The following is a 21,312-nucleotide window of genomic DNA, read 5'->3' on the forward strand; positions in this document are numbered from 1 at the left end:
TCGCATGCGATTGCGGGATCATTGGGCCCGGTATCAAGCCGCCTCGCCGAGGCGGCGTGGCGCACAGCCCCGATCGGCGACGCAGGTCCTGTTCCGGCCAGCGGCCTTCGCTTGGTAGAGCGCCGCGTCCGCGGCCTCGTACTGCGCCCCGGCGCGCTGCCATGCTCCGCCCCTCTCCGTCGCGAGACCGATGCTGACCGTCACCGTACCGGAGTCGATGCGGGCGGCTTCGACCGATAGGGATGCCACGGCGGCGTGCACCTTGTCGGCGACACGCATGGCACCGGCCTCGTCGGTGTCGGGCAGCAGCACCACGAACTCCTCACCGCCGACCCTCGCCACGAGGTCGTCGGGCCGATGCACGCTCGCCGACAGGCAGCGCGCCAGCCCCTTCAGCACCGCGTCGCCCACGGCATGGCCGTACCGGTCGTTGTAGCGCTTGAAGTGGTCGGCATCGACGATGAGGAGCGACAACGGCTTGCCCGTGCGGCGGGCGCTCTTCCAGGCGTGCTCGAAGGTCCCTTCGAAACGCCGGCGGTTGGGCAGCCCGGTCAAGGCATCGGTGAGCGACAGCCGGGCGAGCTCGGCCTGCATCTCGGCGCGGCGGCGGAGCTCCCGCCCGAACAGGAGCGACAGGCAAGCGGTCAGGCCGCAGAGGACTACGACCACCGCGGTGATGACGGCGGCCTTGGCGCGCCATCCGGCCTCGATGTCGGCGGTCGCCAGGGCGACGTTGAGCACCAACGGCAGGTCGCCGACCTGAGTGAAGGCGAAGTGCCGCTCGACGCCGTCGCGCACCGAGGTCGCCACGAAGCTCCCGCGGACCTCGCGCACGAAGCGCACGAAGGTCGGCGCCCCCGCGATGTTCACGCCGATGTCGGCCTCGTCGTACGGGTGGCGCATCAGCCGCGTACCGTCGCGCAGGTAGAGGTTTATGGCGCCGCCCTGCCCGAGGCCGATCCGGTCGAAGAGCCTGCTGAAGTAGCTGAGCTTCAACGTGGCCAGGGCGATGCCGCCGAAGCTGCCGTCCGCCTTGTCGATGCGTCGGCTCAGGACGATGGTGCGGTCCCCGGTCAGTCGCGAGACGAGCGGCTGGCTGATGTGGAGACCGAGGTCGGGACGTGCCTTGTGCGCCTTGAAGTATGCCCGGTCGGCGTAGTTCACCGGCCGCGAGGGGACCTGAGCGGCGTCGATGATACCCTCCCCGTTCTCGTCGAGCACGAACATCGCGCCCATGTCGCGCGCGGTCGCGGCCCGGTCGAACAGGACGAGCTGGCGCATCTCCGGGCTCAGCGCCTCGACGCCCGGGACCCGCAGGTTGTCGACCACAGCCCGAAGGGAGAGGTCGATGACCTCGACGTTGCGGGCGATGTCGCGCTCGATGACCTGCAGCAGGTTCTGCGAGGTCTGCTCGGCCTTGTCCCAGGCGTCCCGCCTGAGATCGAGCAGCATCAGCGCGGAGACCAGGAGCATGCCCACGGGCGCGAGCACGCCCATCGCGATCCAGGTGCGGGTGGAGCCGAGCCGGCGCGCGATGCGGGGCGGCAGGACCATCGTCGGACACTCCCAGGCAGACTTGTCGTTGCCCGGTTTATGTCACGCCAAACCTTACCGCAGCTTTCGAAGGAAGTCGTCCCTGGCTTCTTAACCGTTTGGTGGCAAACTTGCGGTTAAAGCGACTCCGACAGTCAGTGGGGCCTCGAATCGAAGGATCAGGCGTCCGAGGAAGGCAGTGACATCCGAAGCGAGCGTCATCCCGCCTGCGGTGTGCACCGGGACGCAACCTGCACGAAGGGACGCTTCGGCCTGTGTAGCCTTAGGCCGGCAACACGGTGCCGCTCCTCACGTTATAGGACCAACGACCCTCGTGGGAGCTTCCATGTCGAACCCGTTCTGTGCCGCGTTCCTGCTTGCCTTGGAAGCTCAGAAGGTCATCGAGCTGCGTTTGGTGCGCATCGCCTGGGGCGGGGCCGAGGCACAGGCCGAGATGGTCTCGATGGTCGGCGAGAAGGTGGTGGCCGCGATGGAGGCCGCCAACACCCTGATGACCGGTGGATCCCACGATGACGTCATCACCCGCTACCGAGATCTGGTCGCCGCCAACGTCCGACGCCTGACGGCCTGAGCCTGCTGACGCGAAAGGGCTTTTGCGGCACCGGCTCGCCGTTGACCGGGTCGCTGCCGCATTCCCGTTGTATCGGACCAGTTCCCGACGCTGGCTCAAGAGCTTCAGCCAGCGGCATGGTGCAGGCTGCCGGCACGAATTGGCGTAGCGTCCGTAAGGCCACTTCGTGCCCTCGTCGTCTCGACGCATGGCCTCAGGCCGGTGTCCGCTTCCGTTGACGAGCCAGGACACCGCGCAGCGCCCGCGCGACCTGCTCGGCCGAGTAGGGCTTGCGCACGAGCTCGAAGCCGTGCGCGTCGTCCCGGGCCAGCACGTCGCTGTAACCGGTGGTCAGGATCACCGGCAGGTCCGGGTGGCTGACCCGCAGCCGCCGCGCGAGCTCGACACCCCCGATGCCGGGCATCACCACGTCCGAGAACACGGCATCGAACCGCGACGGCATCCTTCCCATCTCGTCGAGCGCGGCTTCCGCGTTGTGCGCCCACACCGTCGTGTGCCCGAGATCCTCCAGGAGCTGCGTGCAGAAGCGCCCGACGTCGAGGTTGTCCTCCACCACCAGCACGGACAGGGCCCGTCCCGCGTCCTGCTCGCCGGCTTTCTCGTCGCCGTCCTCCTCGCTTTCCACGGGTGGGCCGACATGGGGTAGGTACAGCGTGAAGGTCGTCCCGCGCCCCACCTTGCTCGCCACGTCGACGTCGCCGCCCGACTGCTTGGCGAAGCCGATGACCTGGCTCAAGCCCAACCCGGTTCCCTTCCCCACTTCCTTGGTGGTGAAGAACGGCTCGAAGATGCGCGCGAGGAACTCCGGCGCGATCCCGGCACCCTCGTCCGAGACCCGTACGACGGCGAAGGGGCCGGGCGCGCCCGCGTGCCCGCGGATAGAGGGCAGCGCCTCGCCGCAGGTGAGCCGGAGCGTCAGCGTGCCCTCGCCATCCATGGCGTCGCGAGCGTTCACGGCGAGGTTCACCAACGCGGTCTCGAACTGGCTCGTATCGGCCCGAACGTGGCAGGGTCCGTCGGGCACCTCCGTCGCGATGCGGATGCGCGCACCGGTCACCGCGTTCAGCATCTCCGCGGTGGCCCGCACGCGTTCGCCGATTTCGAACACCTCCGGCTTGAGGGCCTGGCGGCGGGCGAAGGCGAGGAGCTGGCTCGTCAGCTTGGCGGCCCGGTCGACCGTGTCGGCCACGGCCTCCAGGTAGCGGGCGCGGCGCTCCTCCGGCAGGGTCGGCCGGCGCAGGAACTCGACCGACGAGCGGATGATGGTCAGCAGGTTGTTGAAATCATGCGCAACGCCGCCGGTGAGCTGGCCCACCGCCTCCATCTTCTGGGCATGGCGCAACGCCTCTTCGGCCCGGGCGAGCTGCTCCTGCCCTCGTACCCGTTCGGTGGCGTCGACGGCGTACTGGAAGGCACCGATCCGCCGTCCCTGCGCGTCCCGCAGCGTCGTGAACCGCATCTCGTAGAAGGACCGCGACCGCCCTGAGCCGCCGAACTCCTCGACGGTCACGAACTCCTCGCCGGCGAGCGCCCGTTCCCAGACCGTGCGTACCAGCTCCCGCTGCTCGGGAACGCCCTCCAGGAGGCCCAGGAGATCGTCGCCGACCTTGGGCCGGGCACCGTACATGGCCTCGAAGCCGTCGGCGAAGGCGCGATTCAAGGCCAGCACGCGGTAATCGGGGTCGAGTGCCGCGACCAGGGCGTCGGTCGCCTCGAACAAGTCGGCCCAGAGCTTGCGCTGCGCGAGCGCATCCTCGACCCGGCGTTCGAGCGTCGCGTTCATTTCGCGCAGCCGCTCCTCTGCGACCTTACGGTCGTGGACGTCCTCGACCACGCCGTACCAGCGAACGATGTCGCCGCCCTCGTTCCGGCGCGGCCGCGCCCGGGCGCGCATCCAGCGGTACTCCCCGGTTCCAGCGACGCGGATGCGGTAATCGACGTCCACCGGTTCGCCGGAGCTCAGCGAGGCCGCGAAAGCGGTCATGGTCCCCGGCAGGTCATCGGGGTGCAGCGCCTTGGCCCAGCCCGCCCCGTCCGGTTCGCCGGCGGCTTGCCCGGTGAGTTCGAGCCAGCGGTTCGAGTACGAGGTGATGTTGCCGTGCGGGTCGCAAGTCCAGGGCACCTGCGGGTTGAGCTCGACCGTGTGCCGGAAGTGGTCCTCGCTCTCGCGCAAGGCGGCCTCGGCGAGCACGCTGTCCGTGGTCTCGGCGGTGACGCAGAACAGGCCGTTGACGGCGCCGGCATCGTCGAGGACCGGCGAGTAGGTGAAGGACCACCAGCTCCGCTCGGGTACTCCCTCGCGCGAGAGGTCGAGCATGACGTTCGTCAGCTTCTGGCTCTCGCCGGCCATCGTGGCGTCGACCAGAGGCTCGATCTCGCCCCAGATGCTCGCCCAGACCTCGCGGAAAGGCCTGCCGAGGGCGGTGTGCAGTCGATAGCCGAGGATTGGCCGGTAAGCGTCGTTGTAGAAGCAGAGCAGGTCCGGTCCCCAGGCGAGGAACATCGCCGTGGGACAGGACAGCATCAGCGACAGGGTGGAGCGCAAGGCCGTCGGCCAGGCTTCCGGCGGTCCGAGGGGTGTCGCCGACCAGTCGCGGGCGCGGATCTCGGCCCCGGTCACGCCCCCGGGCGGCAGGAACGGGAACGCGTCAGGCATGTCGCCCGCAACCCTTCGCCGCGTCGCTCGTGGCCCTCAGACGGCCCCGGCCCGCCGGGGATGTCGCGCAACGGGAAGTCCTGCATGGCATGGCTGTCGCGTCACCTGTCGCTTCGGCGTGGCGGAGCGCCCTGGCCCGCGACGCTCGGTCGGTCCGGGCCCTAGATAGTGCAGGTTGGCGCGCACGACCGCTCCCTTGGAGACTGCGTCGTCGCGGCAGCCTGAACGTCGAACGGCCGGCGAGCACGATATCGCCGGTCCGTCGGCACCAAAGCGTGTCCGTTGCCGTTGTTCAGATGCCCCAGGGCCGACCGTGAGCCCTGCGCCCCGGTGAGCCATGACGGATCAGCCTACCTCGACGCCTCCTTCCGCTCGCCCAGAGCGGACCTCGCCGACCTTGTGGACCGCGTTCCTGGGCGTGGCCCTCGTCGGCTTGGTCGCCTTGCCGAAACGGCGAGGAGGCTCCTTGCCGGCCGCGTCGAGCCGTCCCGCGAAGGAGGACAGGAAGCTCGGCACCGAGGATGGGCCCGTCTCGCACGAGGGCGCCGCGGCCGAGCGCCTGGCGGAGGCCGAACCGGAGCGCGGGCGCAAGGCGGACACGCCTTCCGAGATCCCCGCCAAGGGCTGGAAGGACATCGCGCTCCGCCTCTACCAGGAGTTTTCCAACGACCGCATCCTGCTGGTCGCGGCGGGCGTGACCTTCTATGCCATCCTGGCGTTGTTCCCGGCCATCGCGGCGCTCGTCTCCATCTACGGCGCGGTGGCTGACCCAAGCACCATCAACCATCACCTGAACGACCTGCGCGGCATCTTGCCGGACGGGGCCATCGACATCGTAGGCGGGCAGGTGAAGCGTCTGGTCGACAAGGGCGACAAGGCGCTGGGCCTGACTGCCATCGTCAGCATCCTGATCTCGCTCTGGAGCGCCAACGGCGGGATGAAGGCAGTCTTCGACGCGCTGAACATCGCCTACGAGGAGGAGGAGAAGCGCTCGTTCGTGATGCTCAACCTGCAGTCGCTCGCCTTCACGGCCGGGGCGCTGCTGTTCGTGGTGCTGGCGCTCACCGGCATCGTGGTCGTGCCGGCCGCGTTGCAGGTGCTCGGGCTCGACCAGAAGGCCTGGTACATCGCCCTGCTCCGGTTCCCTGCCCTGCTCGTCCTCGTCGTCGCCAGCCTGGCGGTGTTGTACCGCTTCGGCCCGAGCCGCCGGAAGCCCCGATGGCGTTGGGTGACCTGGGGCAGCGCGGTGGCCGGCACCCTGTGGCTGGTCGCGTCGGGGCTGTTCTCCTGGTACGTGGCGAACTTCGGCAGCTACAACGAGACCTACGGCTCGCTCGGCGCAGCCATCGGCTTCATGACCTGGATCTGGCTGTCCACGACGGTGGTGCTGCTCGGGGCCGAGCTCAACGCCGAGATGGAGCACCAGACCGCCCGCGACACGACGGTCGGCGGCGACAAGCCTCTGGGCGCGCGTCAGGCCCGCATGGCCGACACCGTCGCGGCATCCAGCTGACCGCCGGCGACAGGAACGCCCGCGTGCGACGCGGCCTGGTGGGCGCAGGTTGCGTAAGCCTCTTGGGTCGGCCTACGCCTCGCCTCAAATGACGGGCAATCAGCTCCCACCTTCGTCGGGCGCCCGCCTCCTCCTCGAACACTCCGCGTAACCCTGCCTTGAACGCCTCCTCTCCGCGCATGCCCTGCGAGCCGACCCCGGCCTTCTGCCGGGCAATCTTCGACAGCGCCATCGACTTCGCCATCATCACCACCGACCACGAAGGGCGCGTCACCGCCTGGAACCCGGGCGCCGAGCGCATCCTGGGCTGGTCGGCCGGGGAGATGGTCGGGCAGCCGGCCGCGACCTTCTTCACCCCCGAGGACCGGGCCGCGGGCCGGCCGCGGACGGAGATGCGGTGCACCTCCGAGACGGGACGCGCGGCGGATGAGCGCTGGCACCTGCGCAAGGACGGCTCGCGGTTCTGGGCGAGCGGCGAGATGATGCCCCTGCGCTCGCCGGACGGCGCAGATCTGGGTTTCCTCAAGATCCTGCGCGACCGGACCGAGGCGACGGTCGCGGAGGGCGAGACACGCCGCGTCCGCGACGAGCTGCAGGTCGTCACCGACGCGCTGCCGGTGCTCATCAGCCTCATCGACCAGGACCACGTCTACCGGTTCGTGAACCGGCACTACGAAGCCTGGTTCGGACGGTCCGCGAGCGAGATCCTGGACCGGCCGGTGCGCGAGGTCGTCGGCGAGGCGCTCTACCTGGCTCGGCTACCCTTCATGTCGCGTGCGCTCGCCGGCGAGGACGTCACCTTCGACGCGTTGATGCCGTACCGGGACGGCATCCCCCGGCAATCGGAGATCCGCTACATCCCTCGCCGGACCGCGAGCGGTGTCGTCGACGGCATCTTCGTCATGGTCACCGACATCGCCGAGCGGCACCGCGCCAGGGCCGACCTGCAGGAGGCGAAGGACCGGCTCAGGCTGGCCCTGGAGGGGGCCGGGACCGGCATCTACGACTACGACCTCGTCACCGGCGCGCTCACCTGGGACGCGCGCACCCGCGCCTTGTTCGGCCTGTCGGCCGACGACCCCGTCTCCTACGAAGGAGCCTTCCTGCCGGGCGTTCACCCCGACGACCGGGAGCGGGCCGACCGCGCGGTCCAGGCCGCCATCGGCGCGCGCGAGGGCTTCGAGCTGGAATACCGCGTCGTCGGGCGGCACGACGGCGCCGAGCGCGTGCTGGCCGCGCGCGGCAACACCGTCTACCGGGACGACCGGCCCGTACGCTTCGTCGGCACGGTCCGCGACATCACCGAGGCCCGGGCCGCCGAGGCGCGGGCGCGCCGGCTCGCGGCCCTCGTCGAGCAATCGAGCGACTTCATCGGCCTCGCGGACCTCCACGGGAAGGTCGAGTTCGTGAACGAGGCGGGGCGCAGGCTCGTTGGCCTCGCGAGCCTGGAGGAAGCCCGCCGCTACGACGTGGCTGACTACTTCGAGCCCGACGACAGGACCAGGGTACTGGATGAGGCGCTCCCGGCCGCGCGCGAGAGCGGCTTCTGGGAAGGCGACCTCGCGTTCCGCAACTTCTCGACCGGCGCCGCCGTCCCGGTTCACTACACCATCTTCCCGGTCCGCGACGCGGAGGGTGCGGTCACCGGCTATGGTACCGTCACCCGCGACCTCGCGGAACGACGCAGGCTGGAGTCCTTCCGGGACGCCTTGATCGCCATCGGCGACCGCCTCCAGGAATGCCGCGGCACCGCCGAGATGGCGGCCGCCGGCGCCGAGATCATGGCCCGCACGCTAGGTCTTGACCGGGCCGGGTACGGCACGGTCGACGAGGCGCTGGAGCACGTCGATATCGAGCGGGACTGGACGGCCCCGGGCGTGGTCAGCCTCGCCGGGCGGCACCGCTTCGCCGATTACGGCGAGGTCCGCTCCGGCCTGGCGGAAGGCCGCGAGGTCGTCATCCCGGACGTGACGGTCGATCCGCGCACCGCGGGCAACCCGGGACCGCTCCTGGCCATAGGCGTACGCGCCTTGATCAACGTGCCGGTGATGGAGCACGGGCGCATCGTGGCGCTCTTCTTCCTGCACGACCGGCAGCCGCGCGACTGGCGCACCGATAAGCTCGCCTTCGTGCGCGACGTCGCCGAGCGCACCCGGGCTGCCATCGAGCGCTTCCGCGCCGAGGCGAGCCGGCGCGAGAGCGAGGAGCAGTTCCGGGTCTTCGCGCAGGCCATGCCGAACCACGTCTGGGCCGCCGACGCGAACGGTGACCTCTACTGGTTCAACGAGCAGGTCCACGCTTACGCCGGCACCGTGCCGGGCGAGCTCGACGGGACGGCATGGGCGTCCATCGTACACCCGGATGACGTCGAGGCCGCAGGCCGGGCCTGGGCGGCGGCGCTCGCCGACGGCACCCTCTACGAGACTGAATTCCGCATCCGTCGCGCCGACGCGACCTATCGTTGGTTCCTCGTTCGGGCCGAGCCGATCCGCGATCCGGGCGGCGCGGTAGTCCGGTGGATCGGCACGAACACCGACATCGAGGACCGCAAACGTGCCACGGCCCAGCTGGAGTGCCTCAACGCGACCCTGGAGCAGCAGGTCGAGGAGCGCACGCGCGACCGCGATCGCATGTGGCGCCTCTCGACCGACGTGATGCTGGTGGCGCGCTTCGACGCCACCATCGTGGCAGTCAACCCGGCCTGGACCGCGCTGTTCGGCTGGAGCGGGGACGAGCTCGTCGGGCGCTCCTTCATGGACCTCGTCCACCCGGACGACGCGGCCTCGACCGCCGCGGCCGCCGGCGACCTTTCGGCCGGCTCGGTCATTCCCCGCTTCGAGAACCGCTACCGGCACAAGGACGGCTCCTACCGGTGGCTTTCCTGGACGGCGGTGCCGGACGCGGACTTCATCCACGCTGTCGGCCGGGACGTCACGGCCGAGAAGGAGGCCGCGCAGGCGCTCGCGCGGACCGAGGAGGCGCTGCGCCAATCGCAGAAGATGGAAGCGGTCGGGCAGCTCACCGGCGGCCTGGCGCACGATTTCAACAACCTGCTCACCGGCATTTCCGGCAGCCTGGAGCTCCTCCAGACCCGGATGAGCCAGGGCAGGCTGACCGACCTCGACCGCTACATCAACGCAGCCCAGGGAGCCTCGAAGCGAGCGGCGGCCCTCACCCACCGCCTGCTCGCCTTCTCGCGGCGCCAGACCCTCGACCCGAAGCCCACCGACGTGAACGCCCTCATCCACGGCATGGAAGACCTGATCCGCCGAACCGTGGGACCGGCCATCCACATCGAGGTGGTCGGGGCCGCCGGCTTATGGCCGGCGCTGGTCGATCCGCCGCAGCTTGAGAACGCGCTGCTGAACCTCTGCATCAACGCGCGCGACGCCATGCCGGAGGGCGGCCGGATCACCATCGAGACCGCCAACAAATGGCTCGACGAGCGCGCCGCCAAGGAGCGGGACCTGCCACCGGGCCAGTACCTGTCCTTGTGCGTGACCGACACCGGCACCGGTATGCCGCCCGACGTCGTGGCCCGCGCCTTCGACCCGTTCTTCACCACGAAGCCGATGGGCCAGGGCACCGGGCTCGGCCTGTCCATGATCTACGGGTTCGCGCGCCAGTCCGGCGGGCAGGTGCGCATCTACTCGGAGATGGGTCAGGGCACGACCATGTGCATCTACCTGCCGCGCCATTACGGCGAGGCGGAGGGCGCCGACAGCATGCCGGACCTCGCCTCGGCCCCGCGCGCCGAGCAAGGCGAGACGGTGCTCATCGTCGACGACGAGCCGACGGTGCGCCTGCTCGTGACCGAGGTCCTGGAGGACCTGGGCTACACCGCCATCGAGGCAGCGGATGCGGCCGCCGGATTGAAGGTGCTTCAATCGGACGTGCGCATCGACCTGCTCGTCACCGACGTCGGCTTGCCGGGCGGCATGAACGGACGCCAGATGGCCGATGCCGGCCGCGTGAGCCGACCGGACTTGAAGGTGCTGTTCATCACCGGCTACGCCGAGAACGCCGTGGTCGGGAACGGCCACCTGGAGCCGGGCATGCAGGTGCTGACCAAGCCCTTCGTGATGGAGGCGCTGGCCTCGCGCATCAAGGAGCTCATCGCGGCGCCTTGATGATGGGTTGCCTGACGCAACGCCAGAATCGCATTCGGCAGCCTTGAGCGCCCTAGGAAGCGCATGTCCGCACATGTGCGGTTCAAGGAGACCATTCCTCCTCGGGAGCGTTCACCCAAGTCGGGAAAGGGCTGCCGACGGGATACTGCCCGGTGACCTCCAGCCGCGGCATCGGAGCGACCTCGCGAACGTAAGCACGACCGTGACGGGGCTGCCGGCATGTCTCTCCCAGTTCCAATCCGAGCAGGTCCGGAGCCTCACCGTCGCGTGTCACTCACCACCCGAACCCTCCTCCTGGTCCTCCTCGCCCTCGTGCCCGCCTTGGCGATCCAGGGCTACAACGAGTACGCCCTGCGCGGCACCCGCGACGAAGCGGTCCGCGCGGACGCGCTCGCCACGGCAAGGGTCGTCGCGCTGAACTTGCGCCACCTCGCCGGCGGCATCGAGCAGGCGCTCGATCTCGTGGCCGAGGATCCGACCGTGCGCACGCGCGACCACGAGGCGTGCACGGCATACCTCAAGCGGGCCGTGGCCAGGATCCCCCACCTCCTGCTGCTCGCGCTGGCGCGACCCGACGGACCCGTCATCTGCAACAGCCTGGGCTCCGCACCCGGCTCGTACACGAACGGGGAGCGCGACTACCATCGCCGCGCCCTCGCCGAGGGCGGCTTCGTCGTCGGCACCTACGCGCGCGGCTCCGCCACGGGAAAGGCCTCGGTCCACTTCGCACGGCCGCTGCTGGCGGAGGACGGGACGGCCCTCGGCGTCCTGACGGCCGCCATCGACCTCGGCTGGCTCGCCGATTACCTGCAGCCGGCCTTACGGATGGAGAGCACCGCCACCACCCTGACCGGACGGGACGGCCTGATCCTGGTGCGCCGGCCCGACGACGCCGGCTGGGTCGGCCGACCCATCGCTTCGGAGAGTTTGGCGAAGCTCGATGCCCAGGGCGAGGGCGTGCGCATCGACGACGCCTACGACGGCCGGGAGCGCGTCATCGCACAGGTGCTCCCGGACGGCGTGCTCCAGGGCATGCGCGTCATCGTCGGGCGCGACCGGGACCTCGCCTTCGCCGACGTGGACCAAGCTACCCGGCGCGGGCTCATCTTGATCGCGCTCGGCGCCGCGCTGGCGGTCGCCGCAGCCCTGGTGGCCGGGCGCGCCTTCATCCGGCGGCCGTTCGAGCGGCTCGACCGGGCGGCCGCCGCCTGGAACGTGGGCGAGCTCGACGTGCGCACCGGCCTGCGCGGTTCGAGCGAGTTCGGGCGACTGGGGGCACGGCTCGACGCCATGGCCGCCGCGCTCCAGCGGCACGATGCCAACCTGCGCGAGGAGATCGAGCGCGGACGCGAGATGCAGGCACGCCAGGTGACGATGCTGCACGAGTTGAACCATCGGGTGAAGAACACCCTGGCCACGGTGCAATCGCTCATCCGGCAATCGGCTCGGGAGGGGACCGGGCGCGCCGAGGAGCTGGAGGCGCGCATCCTCGCCCTATCCAAGACCCACGACCTCCTCACCCGCGACGACTGGAACGGCGCACCCTTGCGCGAGGTGCTGGGGAACGAGATCGGCGCCTACCGGACCGCGGGCGAGCGGTTCGTCGTCGGCGGCCCCGATGTCGAGTTGCCGCCGCGGCACGTGCTGGCCCTGGGAATGGCGCTTCACGAACTCGCCACGAACGCGGCGAAGTACGGGGCGCTGTCGAAGCCGGCCGGCCAAGTCCGGGTCGGGTGGGAGGTCGTCCTCGGCGAGAGCGGCACGAGCCACCTCCGCCTCGACTGGGTCGAGGCAGGCGGTCCGCCGGTCGTCGTGCCGAAGCACCGGGGCTTCGGCACGCGCCTGATCTCGATGTGCATCGGGCGCGAGCTTGGCGGCGTGGCGCACATCGACTTCGCTCCGGAAGGGCTACGCTGCACCATCGAGGTGCCGATGGACGACACCGCCGGCATCATGCTCAGCCCGCACCTCGTCCAGGGTCGGGCAGTCCCGGCCCCCAGGGCGGCGGACTGACCGGGAGCTGCGGACGTCGCGGGCGAAGGTCGGCGCTCGGAACCATCCCGCCTCGACCAAGGCCTGGCCTGTACCGCCGGTCGCATGGCGCCCGGATGTGCTCGTTCGTCCAGCTGACGTAAGGGCAGACATTGTCCTCACCGGTTCCAGGCCTGAGGAACGGTGGCGAGCCCCGCGCTCGCAGGAATGCGAACCAGCTTCAGGTGTCCCGCCTCGGCCTGAGCTCCACCACCTTGCCGACGCCTTCCGGAGCGGTCGGTGGACCACCGAGAACCTCCGCGACCTTGCGGGCGAGCTGCTCGCGCTTGAACGGCTTGCCGATGAGCTGGACGCCGTCGTCGAGCCGCCCATGGTGCACGATGGAGTTCTCGGTGTAGCCCGACATGAAGAGCACCTTCACCTCGGGGCGTAGCATTCGGACGCGCTCCGAAAGCTCGCGTCCACGCACCTTGCCTGGCAGCACCACGTCGGTGAGCAGCAGGTCGACGGAAGCCGTATTGGCCCCGAACACCCGCAACGCCTCCTCGCCATCGGGCGCCTCCAGCACCCGATAGCCGAGGTCGGCGAGGATCGCGCAGGCGATCTCACGCACCGCCGCCTCGTCCTCGACGACCAGGACCGTGGCCGAGCCGCGCGGCAGCTCCACCGGCGCGCCGGTACGCTGGACCGCGGCGACCGCCCCGACGGCGCGGGGCAGGTAGATCTTCACCGTCGTGCCCTCGGCGGGCTCCGAGTAGATCTTCACGTGCCCGCCCGACTGCTTGACGAAGCCGAACACCATGGCGAGGCCGAGCCCCGTGCCCTTGCCGTCGGGCTTGGTCGTAAAGAACGGCTCGAAGACGCGCGCGAGGACTTCCGGCGTCATGCCATGGCCAGTGTCGGAGACCGCCACCAGGGCGTAGTCGCCGGGAACGACCTCGGCGTGGTCACGCGCGTACTCCTCGCCCAGGACCACGTTGCCGAGCTCGATGGTCAGCCGCCCGCCGCCCGGCATGGCGTCGCGTGCATTGAGCGCGAGGTTCAGGACCGCTGCCTCCAGCTGCGCCGGGTCGGCCATCGCCGGCCATAGGCCGGCGGTCTCGACGTAGCGTACCTCGATGTGCTCGCCGAGGGTCCGGCGCAACAGCGGGATCAGGTCCGGCATGGTCGCAGCGAGGTCGATGGCGGCGGGCGCCAGCGGCTGCTTGCGCGCGAAGGCGAGGAGCTGCCCGGTCAGGGTCGCGCCGCGCTGGGCCGCCCAGGATGCCCGCTCGATCCGCTGCTGCAGCTTGGCGTCGGCGTCGAGCTTGGCCCGGACGAACTCCAGGTTACCAAGGATGACCTGAAGCAGGTTGTTGAAGTCGTGCGCGATGCCGCCGGTCAGCTGCCCGATGGCCTGCATCTTCTGGGCCTCGCGCAGCACGCCCTCGGCCTGGGCGCGCTTCGTCATGTCCGAGACGGTGAGCACGAAGCCGCCGTCGGGCATCGGTGTGCGCCGGATCTCCAGGTGGTGCCCGTCGGCGCGCTCGCGTTCGTAGGTGACGGCCTCGCGCGGGTTTCGGCTCCCGTGCCGGATCTGGTCCTCGGTCTCCAGCGCTGGACGCCCGGGCTCCGCGGTGTGCTCGACGAAGGCTGCATAGGGGGCATCTGGGCGCACCATCGCCTTGGGCAGGTCGAGCAGGACCACGAAGCACTCGTTCCAGCTCGCGAGAGCGCGGTCGCGCCCGAACACCGCGACGCCCTGGCTAAGGCTGTCGAGGGTGGCGCGCAGGCGCAGGGCGAGCGCCCGTTGCTCGGCCTCGGTCCTGTAGGAGCGCGACCACGCCTGGTTCAGGAGCCGGGTGGCCCATAGCAGGGTCAGGACGGCGAGCGCCGAGCCGGCACCGACCAACCAACGGGTCCAGGCGGCGCGGGCGTCGTTCTGGGCGAGGCGCTCGTCGAGAAGACGCTGCTCGTCCCCGAGCAGGGCGGCGAGGACGGTTTCCGCCGCGCGCATGTGGCCGCGCCCCTCGTCCGTGTTGACGATGCGCAGGGCGGCCTCAAGGCCGCCGTCCCGGCGCGCCTGCACGGTCTGGGCGAGTTCCTCAAGCTTGTGCTGGACGGCGGGCGCGAGGGCGCGCAGCCGTTCCTGCTGGGCGGGGTTGTCGGCGGTCAGCTTCTGGAGCTCGCCCTGCAGGAGGCCGAGACGGTCGCGGGCGACGTGGTAGGGACCGAGGTACTCGTCGCGGCCGGTCAGCAGGTAGCCGCGCTGGCCGCGCTCCGCGTCGCGCAGCGCGATGGCGAGGTCCTTCATCGTGGAGAGCACGGCATAGCTGTGCTGCGACCACGCGCGGGCGTCGCGCGAGGCGTTGAGCCGCTCCCAACCGAAGACCCCGATCACGCTCAGGAAGACCAGCGGGACGACGAGGACGAGGACGTTGGCGCGCCTGACGAGGTAATGGCTCATGCTCACCGTGCCCTTGCCGTACCCACCTGCGGCCGTGGCGGCGGCGCCGGTGCACCTGGCTTCGGGGATTCGGTCGCGGCGGCCAAGTGGATGGGCGCGGTCGATGCGGCAGGATTGCGGGTGAATTGCGGACGTCGAGCGTGCCGGTCCGCCTAGCCGGTGGCTGCATCGGCGTTGGAGCGGGCATCGGTCTCCGGCCGGGCGCCCCTGCGAGGCGCCGCGAGCAGGACCAACCTGTCACCCTGCTCCGGAGCCCCGAGTTCGTGCTCGGGCGAAGGGAAGTCGAGACGGCCGTCGGGGCGGATGACCAGCAGGCACGGGGTGGCCGCAACGTCCGCGGCACCGGCGGGCGCCATCGAGAAGCGCCAGCCGGCGCCGTACCGCTCGGCCAGTGTCTCGAAGTCCAGGCCCCCGTCCGCGAGCACCTTGCCGCGCAGATCCCGGCTCACGCCGGTCTCGGCGTGCAGCAGGTGGTCGGCCGAGGGCGCCAGCTGGTAGACCCGCTCCCGCCCGAGCTCGGGGCCGAGCCGGGTGCAGACCAGGGCGTTGTAGAGCTCGTCCCGGGTCGCCGCGAGCAGGTAGTCCGGCGGCTGGTCTGCCAAGCCCTCTTCCGCATGGCGCGAGAGGAGCTCGGCCTGCAACGTCGGCACGCCCGCCGACCGGGCCGCGCGCAGGGCCCCGGGGTAGGTGTCGATCAGCAGGACCGGAACGCCGGCCTTGTGGAGCGTCACGGCGAGGTCGCTCGACCACGGCGAGGCCCCGACGATGGCCAGGCGCTCCGCGTCGGCCGCGACCGAGAGCCCGAGGCGTCGCGCCAGCGGCCCGAGCGAGAAGCCGTGCGCAAACACCGTCGCGACGATGACCGCGAACACCGTCGGCTGGATCAGGTCGCCGCCGGCGTAGCCCGCCTCGCTCAGCCTCGGGCCGGCCAATCCGGCGACCGCTGCCGCCACGATGCCGCGCGGGCCGATCCATCCGACGAACAGGCGCTCGCGCCACGTCAGGTCGCTGCGCCACGTGGCCAGCCAGATCGCCGCTGGTCGCACCACGAACAACGTCGCGGCCGTCAACGCCAGGATGGGCAGGGACAGCTTGCCCAGGACGGCGAGGTCGAGGTCGGCCGTGAGGACGACGAAGAGGCAGGAGACCAGGAGGACGACGAGCGCCTCCTTGAAGCGGCGGAGCTCCGCGATGCCGGACACGTGAAGGTTGGCGAGCGCGATGCCGAACACGGTCGCGCCGATCAGCCCGGCCTCGTGCATCAGGAGGTTGGGCACGGCGTAGGCGACGAACGCCAGCGCGAGCAGCAGCGGCGTCTTGAGGGTCTCGGGCACGAGATCCCGCCGGAACGCCCACGCCACGAGGAAGGCGGAGCCGACGCCGAGGACCGCGGCGGCCCCCGCGCCCTCGGCGAGATGCAGCGCGAGGTCGGTCACGGCCTCCCCGCCCGACCGGTGGCCCGAGCCGACCAGAATCTCGATTACGATGGCCGTCAGGATCGCCCCTACGGGATCGTTGACGATGGCCTCCCACTTCAGGAACGAGGCCGAGCGGCGCTCCAGCCGGGCGTGGCGCAGGAGCGGCAAGATGACCGTCGGACCGGTGACGACCAGGATCGCGCCGAACACGGCCGCCGGGCCCCACAGCATGCCGCCGATGAGGTGGGCGGCGAGCGTGCCCAGCACGAAGTTGATGGGCAGCGCGATGGCCGTGAGCCGCAGCACGCCTCCGCCGGCGGCTCTCAGCTCGCGGAAGTCGAGGGCGAGGCCGCCCTCGAACACCACGACCGCGACGGCGAGGCCGATCAAGGGGCGGAGGTTCGGCCCGAAAGCCTCGGAGGGATGCAGGAGGCCGAGCACGGGGCCGACGAGGAAGCCCAGTCCGAGCAGGAGGACGATGGCCGGGACGCGGAGCCGGGCGGCGAGGACCTGGGCGGCGACCCCGCCGGCGACGATGCACAGGACCGCCGCCGCCACACCATGTTCCATACGCAACGCTCCGGGAATGCGCCGGCCGAGGCCGCCCCGGGACAACGCTCCCGGACGGCAAGGGTCCCTTGCTTCGTAGGCCGGGAGCCGCCCCTTCGGGGTAGGCGCCACAGCGGGATCGGGGATCAGGGGCGAGGGGTTGCGAGGCCGGTACGGCGGTCTTTCAGGAAGTGCGCCGAGGCGTGGCGGACGACATGCGCGGCAACCTGGGCGATCCGTCGGGGACGACGTGGTGGCTGGCGAGCCGGTGGGGCCTTGACGGCACGTGAGGCGCTTACTTGCTCTTGCCGCCCTTCTTGCCCAGTTCGGCCTGGGCAGAGGACGAGGTCCGCGGGTTCGACTTGCCCTCGTGGCTCGCCTTGGCGTTGGCCTTCTTGGCCGTGTCGCTGCCGTGGCCCTTCTTCTCGGTCATGCTCGTCTCCCTCGGTTGGCGACCGGGAAGCCCCCGGTCACCCCATGGTCTCGATGGCAGCTTCCGAGCCGGTCACGCGTGCTTGAGGTCGTCCGGCACCTTGCCGCCGTTCTCGGCGAGCTTCTGGACCACCTGCTCGTGCAGCCAGACGTTCATGGTGGCCGAGTCCTCCTTGTCGCCCGTGTAATTCAGCTCGTCGGCGAGCTGCTTGCGGGCCTGCAGGCTGCTGTCGAGGTCGAGGAGCTTCATCAGGTCGACGATGGAGCGCTTGTAGTCGAGCTGCTGCCCTTTCCTGGAGGCGAGGTCGGCGAGGACCTGGCCGACATCGACGTTCGCGTGGCCCGCCCCGGACGGTCCGGCCGCGACCGGCGACGGCGCCCCGCTCATCGAGGGGACGGCGGCGCTGCTGGCCGAACCGGTCGGACCGTCCTGGCCCTGCGCTGCGGCCGAGACGCTCGGCGTTTCCGAGGCGTGCGGGGCCGCGGCCTGGGCGCTCGCGGCGCCACCGAAGATCTTCGACATGATCGACCCGAAGATGCTCATGGGTTCCTCCGTATTCCTGGGCCCCCGCCCGGGGCGAGCGCTCGACAACGGGGATGGCCGCGGGGCGTTCCGGTCGAGGTGGCCTGCGGCTCGGCGGCTCGCACTCGCCGACGCAAGGGTTGCGGCGACGAGGCGCGGGTCGAGCGGCCGGCGTCGAGGCCCGGGTCTGCAACCGGCGCCACTGTCCCAGGTTAATCCCGAACCTCGTCGGACCGGGAACCGGTCGGGGATTAGCCTCGGAGGGGCGGGACGACGTGACAGGGGTGCTGCCGGACCTGGAGGTGTTCAAGGCCGTCGTAGAGGCGTCCGGCGAGGCCATCCTCATCACCTCCGCCGAGCTCGACGAGCCGGGCCCCCGCATCGAGTACGCCAATCCCGCCTTCACGCGGATGACCGGTTACGAGGCGCACGAGATCCTGGGCCGCTCGCCCCGGTTCCTGCAGGGTCCCCGGACGGATCGCGCCTCGCTCGATCGGCTGCGCGCGTCCCTCGAAGCCGGCGAGGCCGCCCAGGGCGAGGCGCTCAACTATCGGAAGGACGGCACGACCTACGTGGTCGAATGGCTGATCACCCCGGTGCGGGACGCAGGAGGCCGCATCGTGCGCTGGGTCTCGGCGCAGCGCGACGTCACCGAGCGCCATGCGTCGGAGGAGCGCCAGAACCTGCTGGTCCGCGAGCTCCACCATCGCGTGAAGAACACCCTCGCCACCGTTCAGGCGGTCCTCAACGCCAGCCTTCGCTCCTCCCTTGGCCTGGCCGAGTTCCGGCAGGCGTTCACGGGCCGCATTGCCTCGCTCGCCAACACGCACGCCCTGATCACGGAGGACCGCACGCAGGTCGTTTCGTTCGAGGGGCTTCTGACCGCCGAACTCAAAGCCTACGACGAGCCGGGGAGAAGGCGTGTGTTCCTGACCGGGCCACCGGTCGTGCTCGCCTCGGACCTCGCGGTGCCGGTCGGCATGGCGCTGCACGAGCTGGCCACGAATGCCATCCGCCATGGCGCGCTCGGCGACCCGGAGGGACGCCTGGAGGTAACCTGGTCGGTGGAGGATGGAGCCGAGGGGCGGATGCTGCACTGGACCTGGAACGAGCACGACGGTCCGCCCATCGCGCTGCCGACGCGCGAGGGCTTCGGCTCGCAGCTCCTGAAAAGGGTGCTCACGCTTCAGGTGGGCGCCAAGGTCGACATCGCCTTCGACCCGGACGGCCTCAGGGTCAGCGTCGCGGTCCCGCTGCCCGGCCCTGCTCGGCAGGCTTCCGGCGCGGCCTGATACCGAGCTCCGCAGGCTTCAAGCCTGGCCGGACGATGGACCTCCAGCGCGGCCCGCTCCGCCACCGGCTCCGCCGCCTCGAAGGCCTCCTGCCGCGTCGCCATCGCCACACCCTCCCGATCCACAGGATCCTCGGCGCCGAGGGTTAAGGCCCACGCTTCTTTCGGGTAACGGTCGCACAGTATCGCTTCCCGCGTTCCGCGCCTCGGAGTCGCGCGCCCCATGCCCGGAAGGTCTCCATGAAACCCCACGGATCGCCCGCAACCCGCTGACCCGGAGCGCTCGATCCGCGCGATCGCGAGCCTCCGCCCTGGAGGCCCCATGCCCAGAACCCTCTTCACCGCCGATACGCACTGGTCCCACCGGGCCGTCCTAGGCCCGCGCCTCGGCCTGAACCGACCCTTCGCCACGATCGACGAGCACGACGAGGTCCTCGTCGCGAACTGGAACGCGGCCGTCGGCCCAGAGGACACCGTCTGGCACCTCGGTGACTTCTGCCATCGCTGCCCCGAGGAGCGCGCCCGTGCGATCTTCGCGCGCCTCAGCGGCCGCCGACGCTACCTCGTCCGGGGCAACCACGACCGCATCGGCGCGCGCCTGCCCTGGGACGCCGTCGTCGATGTCGCCCGCGTCGTCGTCCCGCAACCGGGCGGCACCGTCCAGGGCATCTGGTGCAGCCACTACGCCCACCGCGCATGGCCGCGCCAGCACCGGGGCGACCTGCATCTCTACGGCCACTCGCACGGCCGGCTGCCCGGCGCCGCCACAAGCACTGACGTCGGGGTCGACTGCTTCGGCTTCCGCCCGGTGAGCCTCGACGGCATCCGCCTCCGCCTAGCCGAGAACGCCCGGCGCGGCCCGATTGCCTGATTATAATAGCCGGTTTTTTTCTCGGGAGAACCGCCTATCACTTTGCCTCAATTGAAATGGATCACCGACTACGCGGTTCATCTCTCCGTTTGCTTGTTCAACGATCCAATTGAGAAACGTTGAACTGCGTTCGGCGGAGTACACGCGGTGCCCTCGGCCGTTCCTGTAACCGATCGACGCGATGACGTCTTGGGGGACTGTAGGAGCCAAGCTGCCAAAGTAGATGAAGTTCGTGGAAATCAAAACCCTATCCACGCTAACGTCATGAGTCGTGTTAAGTAGATCTTGGCTTCCGTCAGGCATGCTATGGATCGAGTTTTCCTGAAGCCAACCGCCGCCACCTGGAGCGTGCCTGTAGATATTGTCACCAACCATAGCGACACGCGAGCCGTTGCGCTTTGGCCGCTTTCGGATGTAATCCTCGTGACTCCAATATTCGTCGAATTTCATGGCAGACGAGACTTGCATTGCGTAGATGCACCTGCCCGTCGCTTTGAGGTCTCGGCCTCCCATACCAACAATCCAGTCGCCGACCTGTGCTACCCTCCGAATGATGGGCATGCAGCAAGCCAATGTGCATGTTCCCTGAAAAGGATTGGGAGCAAAGCCGAAATCGTACTTTACCACATATACATAGACGCGGGCCATTGACTCTTTAGCCCAGTTAGCAGCGTGAAGTAGACGAGCCGTGAACTGGCTCTCGCTCTCCCCCGCTAGGATCCTCGAAGGGATTGTCTTTCCCTGCGATCGCGTCCATCAGGCTTTTTGAATTCCAGTTGACGATGGCGCTCTGATAATCTTCGAGGGCAGGTGGAATGTCAGCCTTCGTGCCTCCGCGAGTGTAAATGCCAACAATTATTTTACCAAGCTCCTTTGCCTTCCTGATCTCCCAGTCAACCCAAGGCCGAGCGTGTGTATTGGCTCCCACCAGCACTACGACGGTAGACGCCCATGACATCTTTCTCCGCAGCAGACGCTTGAGAACCTCGTCCTTGATGAGGCCGTTCTTGAGCCGCTCCTTGTTGGCCGGCTTAGCGCGAATGGAGCTGTTTCGGATATCGTAGCCATTCCGCTGCAGCATGCCGGTCAGTCTGGTCACGTGGTCGTCATCCGCGTGATGGTGACTGATGAATACGTGAGTTCTCTTGCTCATCGAGCGGGCATCCATGGTTGGGGCGCCCCTGGTTTCGGGCAAGATTCAACCGATGTGAATGTGGCGATGAGGAGTTGTTGGATCAAGCTCCCATGCACAATCCTATCAAGCCCAGCGCGGCCTAGGTTCGGCCTCCCGGTAGCCCTGCAATCCGTGGTATGAAGCCCTCCTAGTGGAGCCTTGGGCCATGCCTCTCCGGGCGGTAGGGCCGAC

14 protein-coding genes are annotated in these 21,312 nt (G+C 69.6%); 6 read left to right on the plus strand and 8 right to left on the minus strand.

What is annotated here, in order from left to right; translation table 11 throughout:
- Positions 1–33: 33 nt before the first annotated feature.
- Positions 34–1,554, minus strand: a complete 1,521-nt coding sequence (locus FF100_RS18725; RefSeq protein WP_139037193.1) for a GGDEF domain-containing protein — start codon at positions 1,552–1,554, stop codon at positions 34–36.
- 325 nt (positions 1,555–1,879) lie between these two features.
- Here FF100_RS18725 and FF100_RS18730 point away from each other — a divergent pair, with 325 nt between their 5' ends.
- Complete coding sequence (locus tag FF100_RS18730) at positions 1,880–2,125, plus strand: hypothetical protein (RefSeq protein ID WP_091885023.1); 246 nt, start codon at positions 1,880–1,882, stop codon at positions 2,123–2,125.
- Between the two features lie 193 nt (positions 2,126–2,318).
- Here FF100_RS18730 and FF100_RS18735 read toward each other — a convergent pair whose 3' ends face one another.
- Positions 2,319–4,781, minus strand: coding sequence for a hybrid sensor histidine kinase/response regulator (locus FF100_RS18735; protein WP_139037194.1), 2,463 nt, complete (start codon positions 4,779–4,781; stop codon positions 2,319–2,321).
- 337 nt (positions 4,782–5,118) lie between these two features.
- Between FF100_RS18735 and FF100_RS18740 the strand changes: the two genes are divergently transcribed.
- The 3 genes from FF100_RS18740 to FF100_RS18750 all read left to right on the plus strand — a co-directional run bounded on the left by FF100_RS18740 (position 5,119) and on the right by FF100_RS18750 (position 12,437).
- Positions 5,119–6,294 carry a YihY/virulence factor BrkB family protein gene (locus tag FF100_RS18740; protein WP_139037195.1) on the plus strand — a complete coding sequence of 392 codons (1,176 nt, stop codon included), beginning with the start codon at positions 5,119–5,121 and terminating at the stop codon, positions 6,292–6,294.
- Between the two features lie 158 nt (positions 6,295–6,452).
- The gene (locus tag FF100_RS18745) at positions 6,453–10,424 is read left to right on the plus strand and encodes a PAS domain S-box protein (protein ID WP_246102159.1); all 3,972 of its coding nucleotides are present in this window, start codon (positions 6,453–6,455) and stop codon (positions 10,422–10,424) included.
- A gap of 267 nt (positions 10,425–10,691) precedes the next feature.
- Positions 10,692–12,437, plus strand: coding sequence for a sensor histidine kinase (locus FF100_RS18750; RefSeq protein WP_246102160.1), 1,746 nt, complete (start codon positions 10,692–10,694; stop codon positions 12,435–12,437).
- Between the two features lie 199 nt (positions 12,438–12,636).
- On the opposite strand, the gene FF100_RS18755 is transcribed toward FF100_RS18750, so the two are convergent.
- The 4 genes from FF100_RS18755 to FF100_RS18765 form a co-directional block, all read right to left on the minus strand.
- Positions 12,637–14,862 (minus strand): CHASE3 domain-containing protein, encoded by a 2,226-nt coding sequence (locus FF100_RS18755; RefSeq protein WP_139037197.1) that lies wholly within the window; start codon positions 14,860–14,862, stop codon positions 12,637–12,639.
- Positions 14,863–15,014: 152 nt separating this feature from the next.
- Positions 15,015–16,850, minus strand: a complete 1,836-nt coding sequence (locus FF100_RS18760) for a cation:proton antiporter (RefSeq protein WP_139037198.1) — start codon at positions 16,848–16,850, stop codon at positions 15,015–15,017.
- Between the two features lie 274 nt (positions 16,851–17,124).
- Entirely contained in the window at positions 17,125–17,262 is a 138-nt protein-coding gene (locus FF100_RS37170; protein WP_171070245.1) for a hypothetical protein, read from the minus strand.
- A gap of 72 nt (positions 17,263–17,334) precedes the next feature.
- Positions 17,335–17,805, minus strand: a complete 471-nt coding sequence (locus FF100_RS18765) for a DUF3597 domain-containing protein (protein ID WP_139037199.1) — start codon at positions 17,803–17,805, stop codon at positions 17,335–17,337.
- A 254-nt stretch (positions 17,806–18,059) separates the two neighbouring features.
- Between FF100_RS18765 and FF100_RS18770 the strand changes: the two genes are divergently transcribed.
- Complete coding sequence (locus FF100_RS18770) at positions 18,060–19,076, plus strand: HWE histidine kinase domain-containing protein (RefSeq protein WP_246102161.1); 1,017 nt, start codon at positions 18,060–18,062, stop codon at positions 19,074–19,076.
- A gap of 321 nt (positions 19,077–19,397) precedes the next feature.
- Positions 19,398–19,946 carry a metallophosphoesterase gene (locus FF100_RS18775; RefSeq protein ID WP_139037201.1) on the plus strand — a complete coding sequence of 183 codons (549 nt, stop codon included), beginning with the start codon at positions 19,398–19,400 and terminating at the stop codon, positions 19,944–19,946.
- Here the strand turns inward: FF100_RS18775 and FF100_RS18780 are convergent, their stop codons facing one another.
- Both FF100_RS18780 and FF100_RS18785 read right to left on the minus strand, forming a co-directional pair.
- Positions 19,947–20,594 carry an Nmad2 family putative nucleotide modification protein gene (locus tag FF100_RS18780; RefSeq protein WP_139037202.1) on the minus strand — a complete coding sequence of 216 codons (648 nt, stop codon included), beginning with the start codon at positions 20,592–20,594 and terminating at the stop codon, positions 19,947–19,949.
- A gap of 16 nt (positions 20,595–20,610) precedes the next feature.
- The gene (locus FF100_RS18785; protein WP_342779013.1) at positions 20,611–21,114 is read right to left on the minus strand and encodes a TIR domain-containing protein; all 504 of its coding nucleotides are present in this window, start codon (positions 21,112–21,114) and stop codon (positions 20,611–20,613) included.
- Positions 21,115–21,312: the final 198 nt, after the last annotated feature.

It is taken from the genome of Methylobacterium terricola (genome assembly GCF_006151805.1).
In the GTDB taxonomy this organism is placed as follows: Bacteria; Pseudomonadota; Alphaproteobacteria; order Rhizobiales; family Beijerinckiaceae; genus Methylobacterium; species Methylobacterium terricola.

Excerpts from the sequence above, each read along its gene's own strand:
- FF100_RS18785 (WP_342779013.1), bottom strand. The coding sequence starts at position 21,114 with ATGGATGCCCGCTCGATGAGCAAGAGAACTCACGTATTCATCAGTCAC.
- FF100_RS18760 (WP_139037198.1), bottom strand. The coding sequence starts at position 16,850 with ATGGAACATGGTGTGGCGGCGGCGGTCCTGTGCATCGTCGCCGGCGGG.
- FF100_RS18775 (WP_139037201.1), top strand. The coding sequence starts at position 19,398 with ATGCCCAGAACCCTCTTCACCGCCGATACGCACTGGTCCCACCGGGCC.
- FF100_RS18765 (WP_139037199.1), bottom strand. The coding sequence starts at position 17,805 with ATGAGCATCTTCGGGTCGATCATGTCGAAGATCTTCGGTGGCGCCGCG.
- FF100_RS18725 (WP_139037193.1), bottom strand. The coding sequence starts at position 1,554 with ATGGTCCTGCCGCCCCGCATCGCGCGCCGGCTCGGCTCCACCCGCACC.
- FF100_RS18755 (WP_139037197.1), bottom strand. The coding sequence starts at position 14,862 with ATGAGCCATTACCTCGTCAGGCGCGCCAACGTCCTCGTCCTCGTCGTC.
- FF100_RS18780 (WP_139037202.1), bottom strand. The coding sequence starts at position 20,594 with ATGGCCCGCGTCTATGTATATGTGGTAAAGTACGATTTCGGCTTTGCT.
- FF100_RS18735 (WP_139037194.1), bottom strand. The coding sequence starts at position 4,781 with ATGCCTGACGCGTTCCCGTTCCTGCCGCCCGGGGGCGTGACCGGGGCC.
- FF100_RS18740 (WP_139037195.1), top strand. The coding sequence starts at position 5,119 with ATGACGGATCAGCCTACCTCGACGCCTCCTTCCGCTCGCCCAGAGCGG.
- FF100_RS18730 (WP_091885023.1), top strand. The coding sequence starts at position 1,880 with ATGTCGAACCCGTTCTGTGCCGCGTTCCTGCTTGCCTTGGAAGCTCAG.
- FF100_RS37170 (WP_171070245.1), bottom strand. The coding sequence starts at position 17,262 with ATGACCGAGAAGAAGGGCCACGGCAGCGACACGGCCAAGAAGGCCAAC.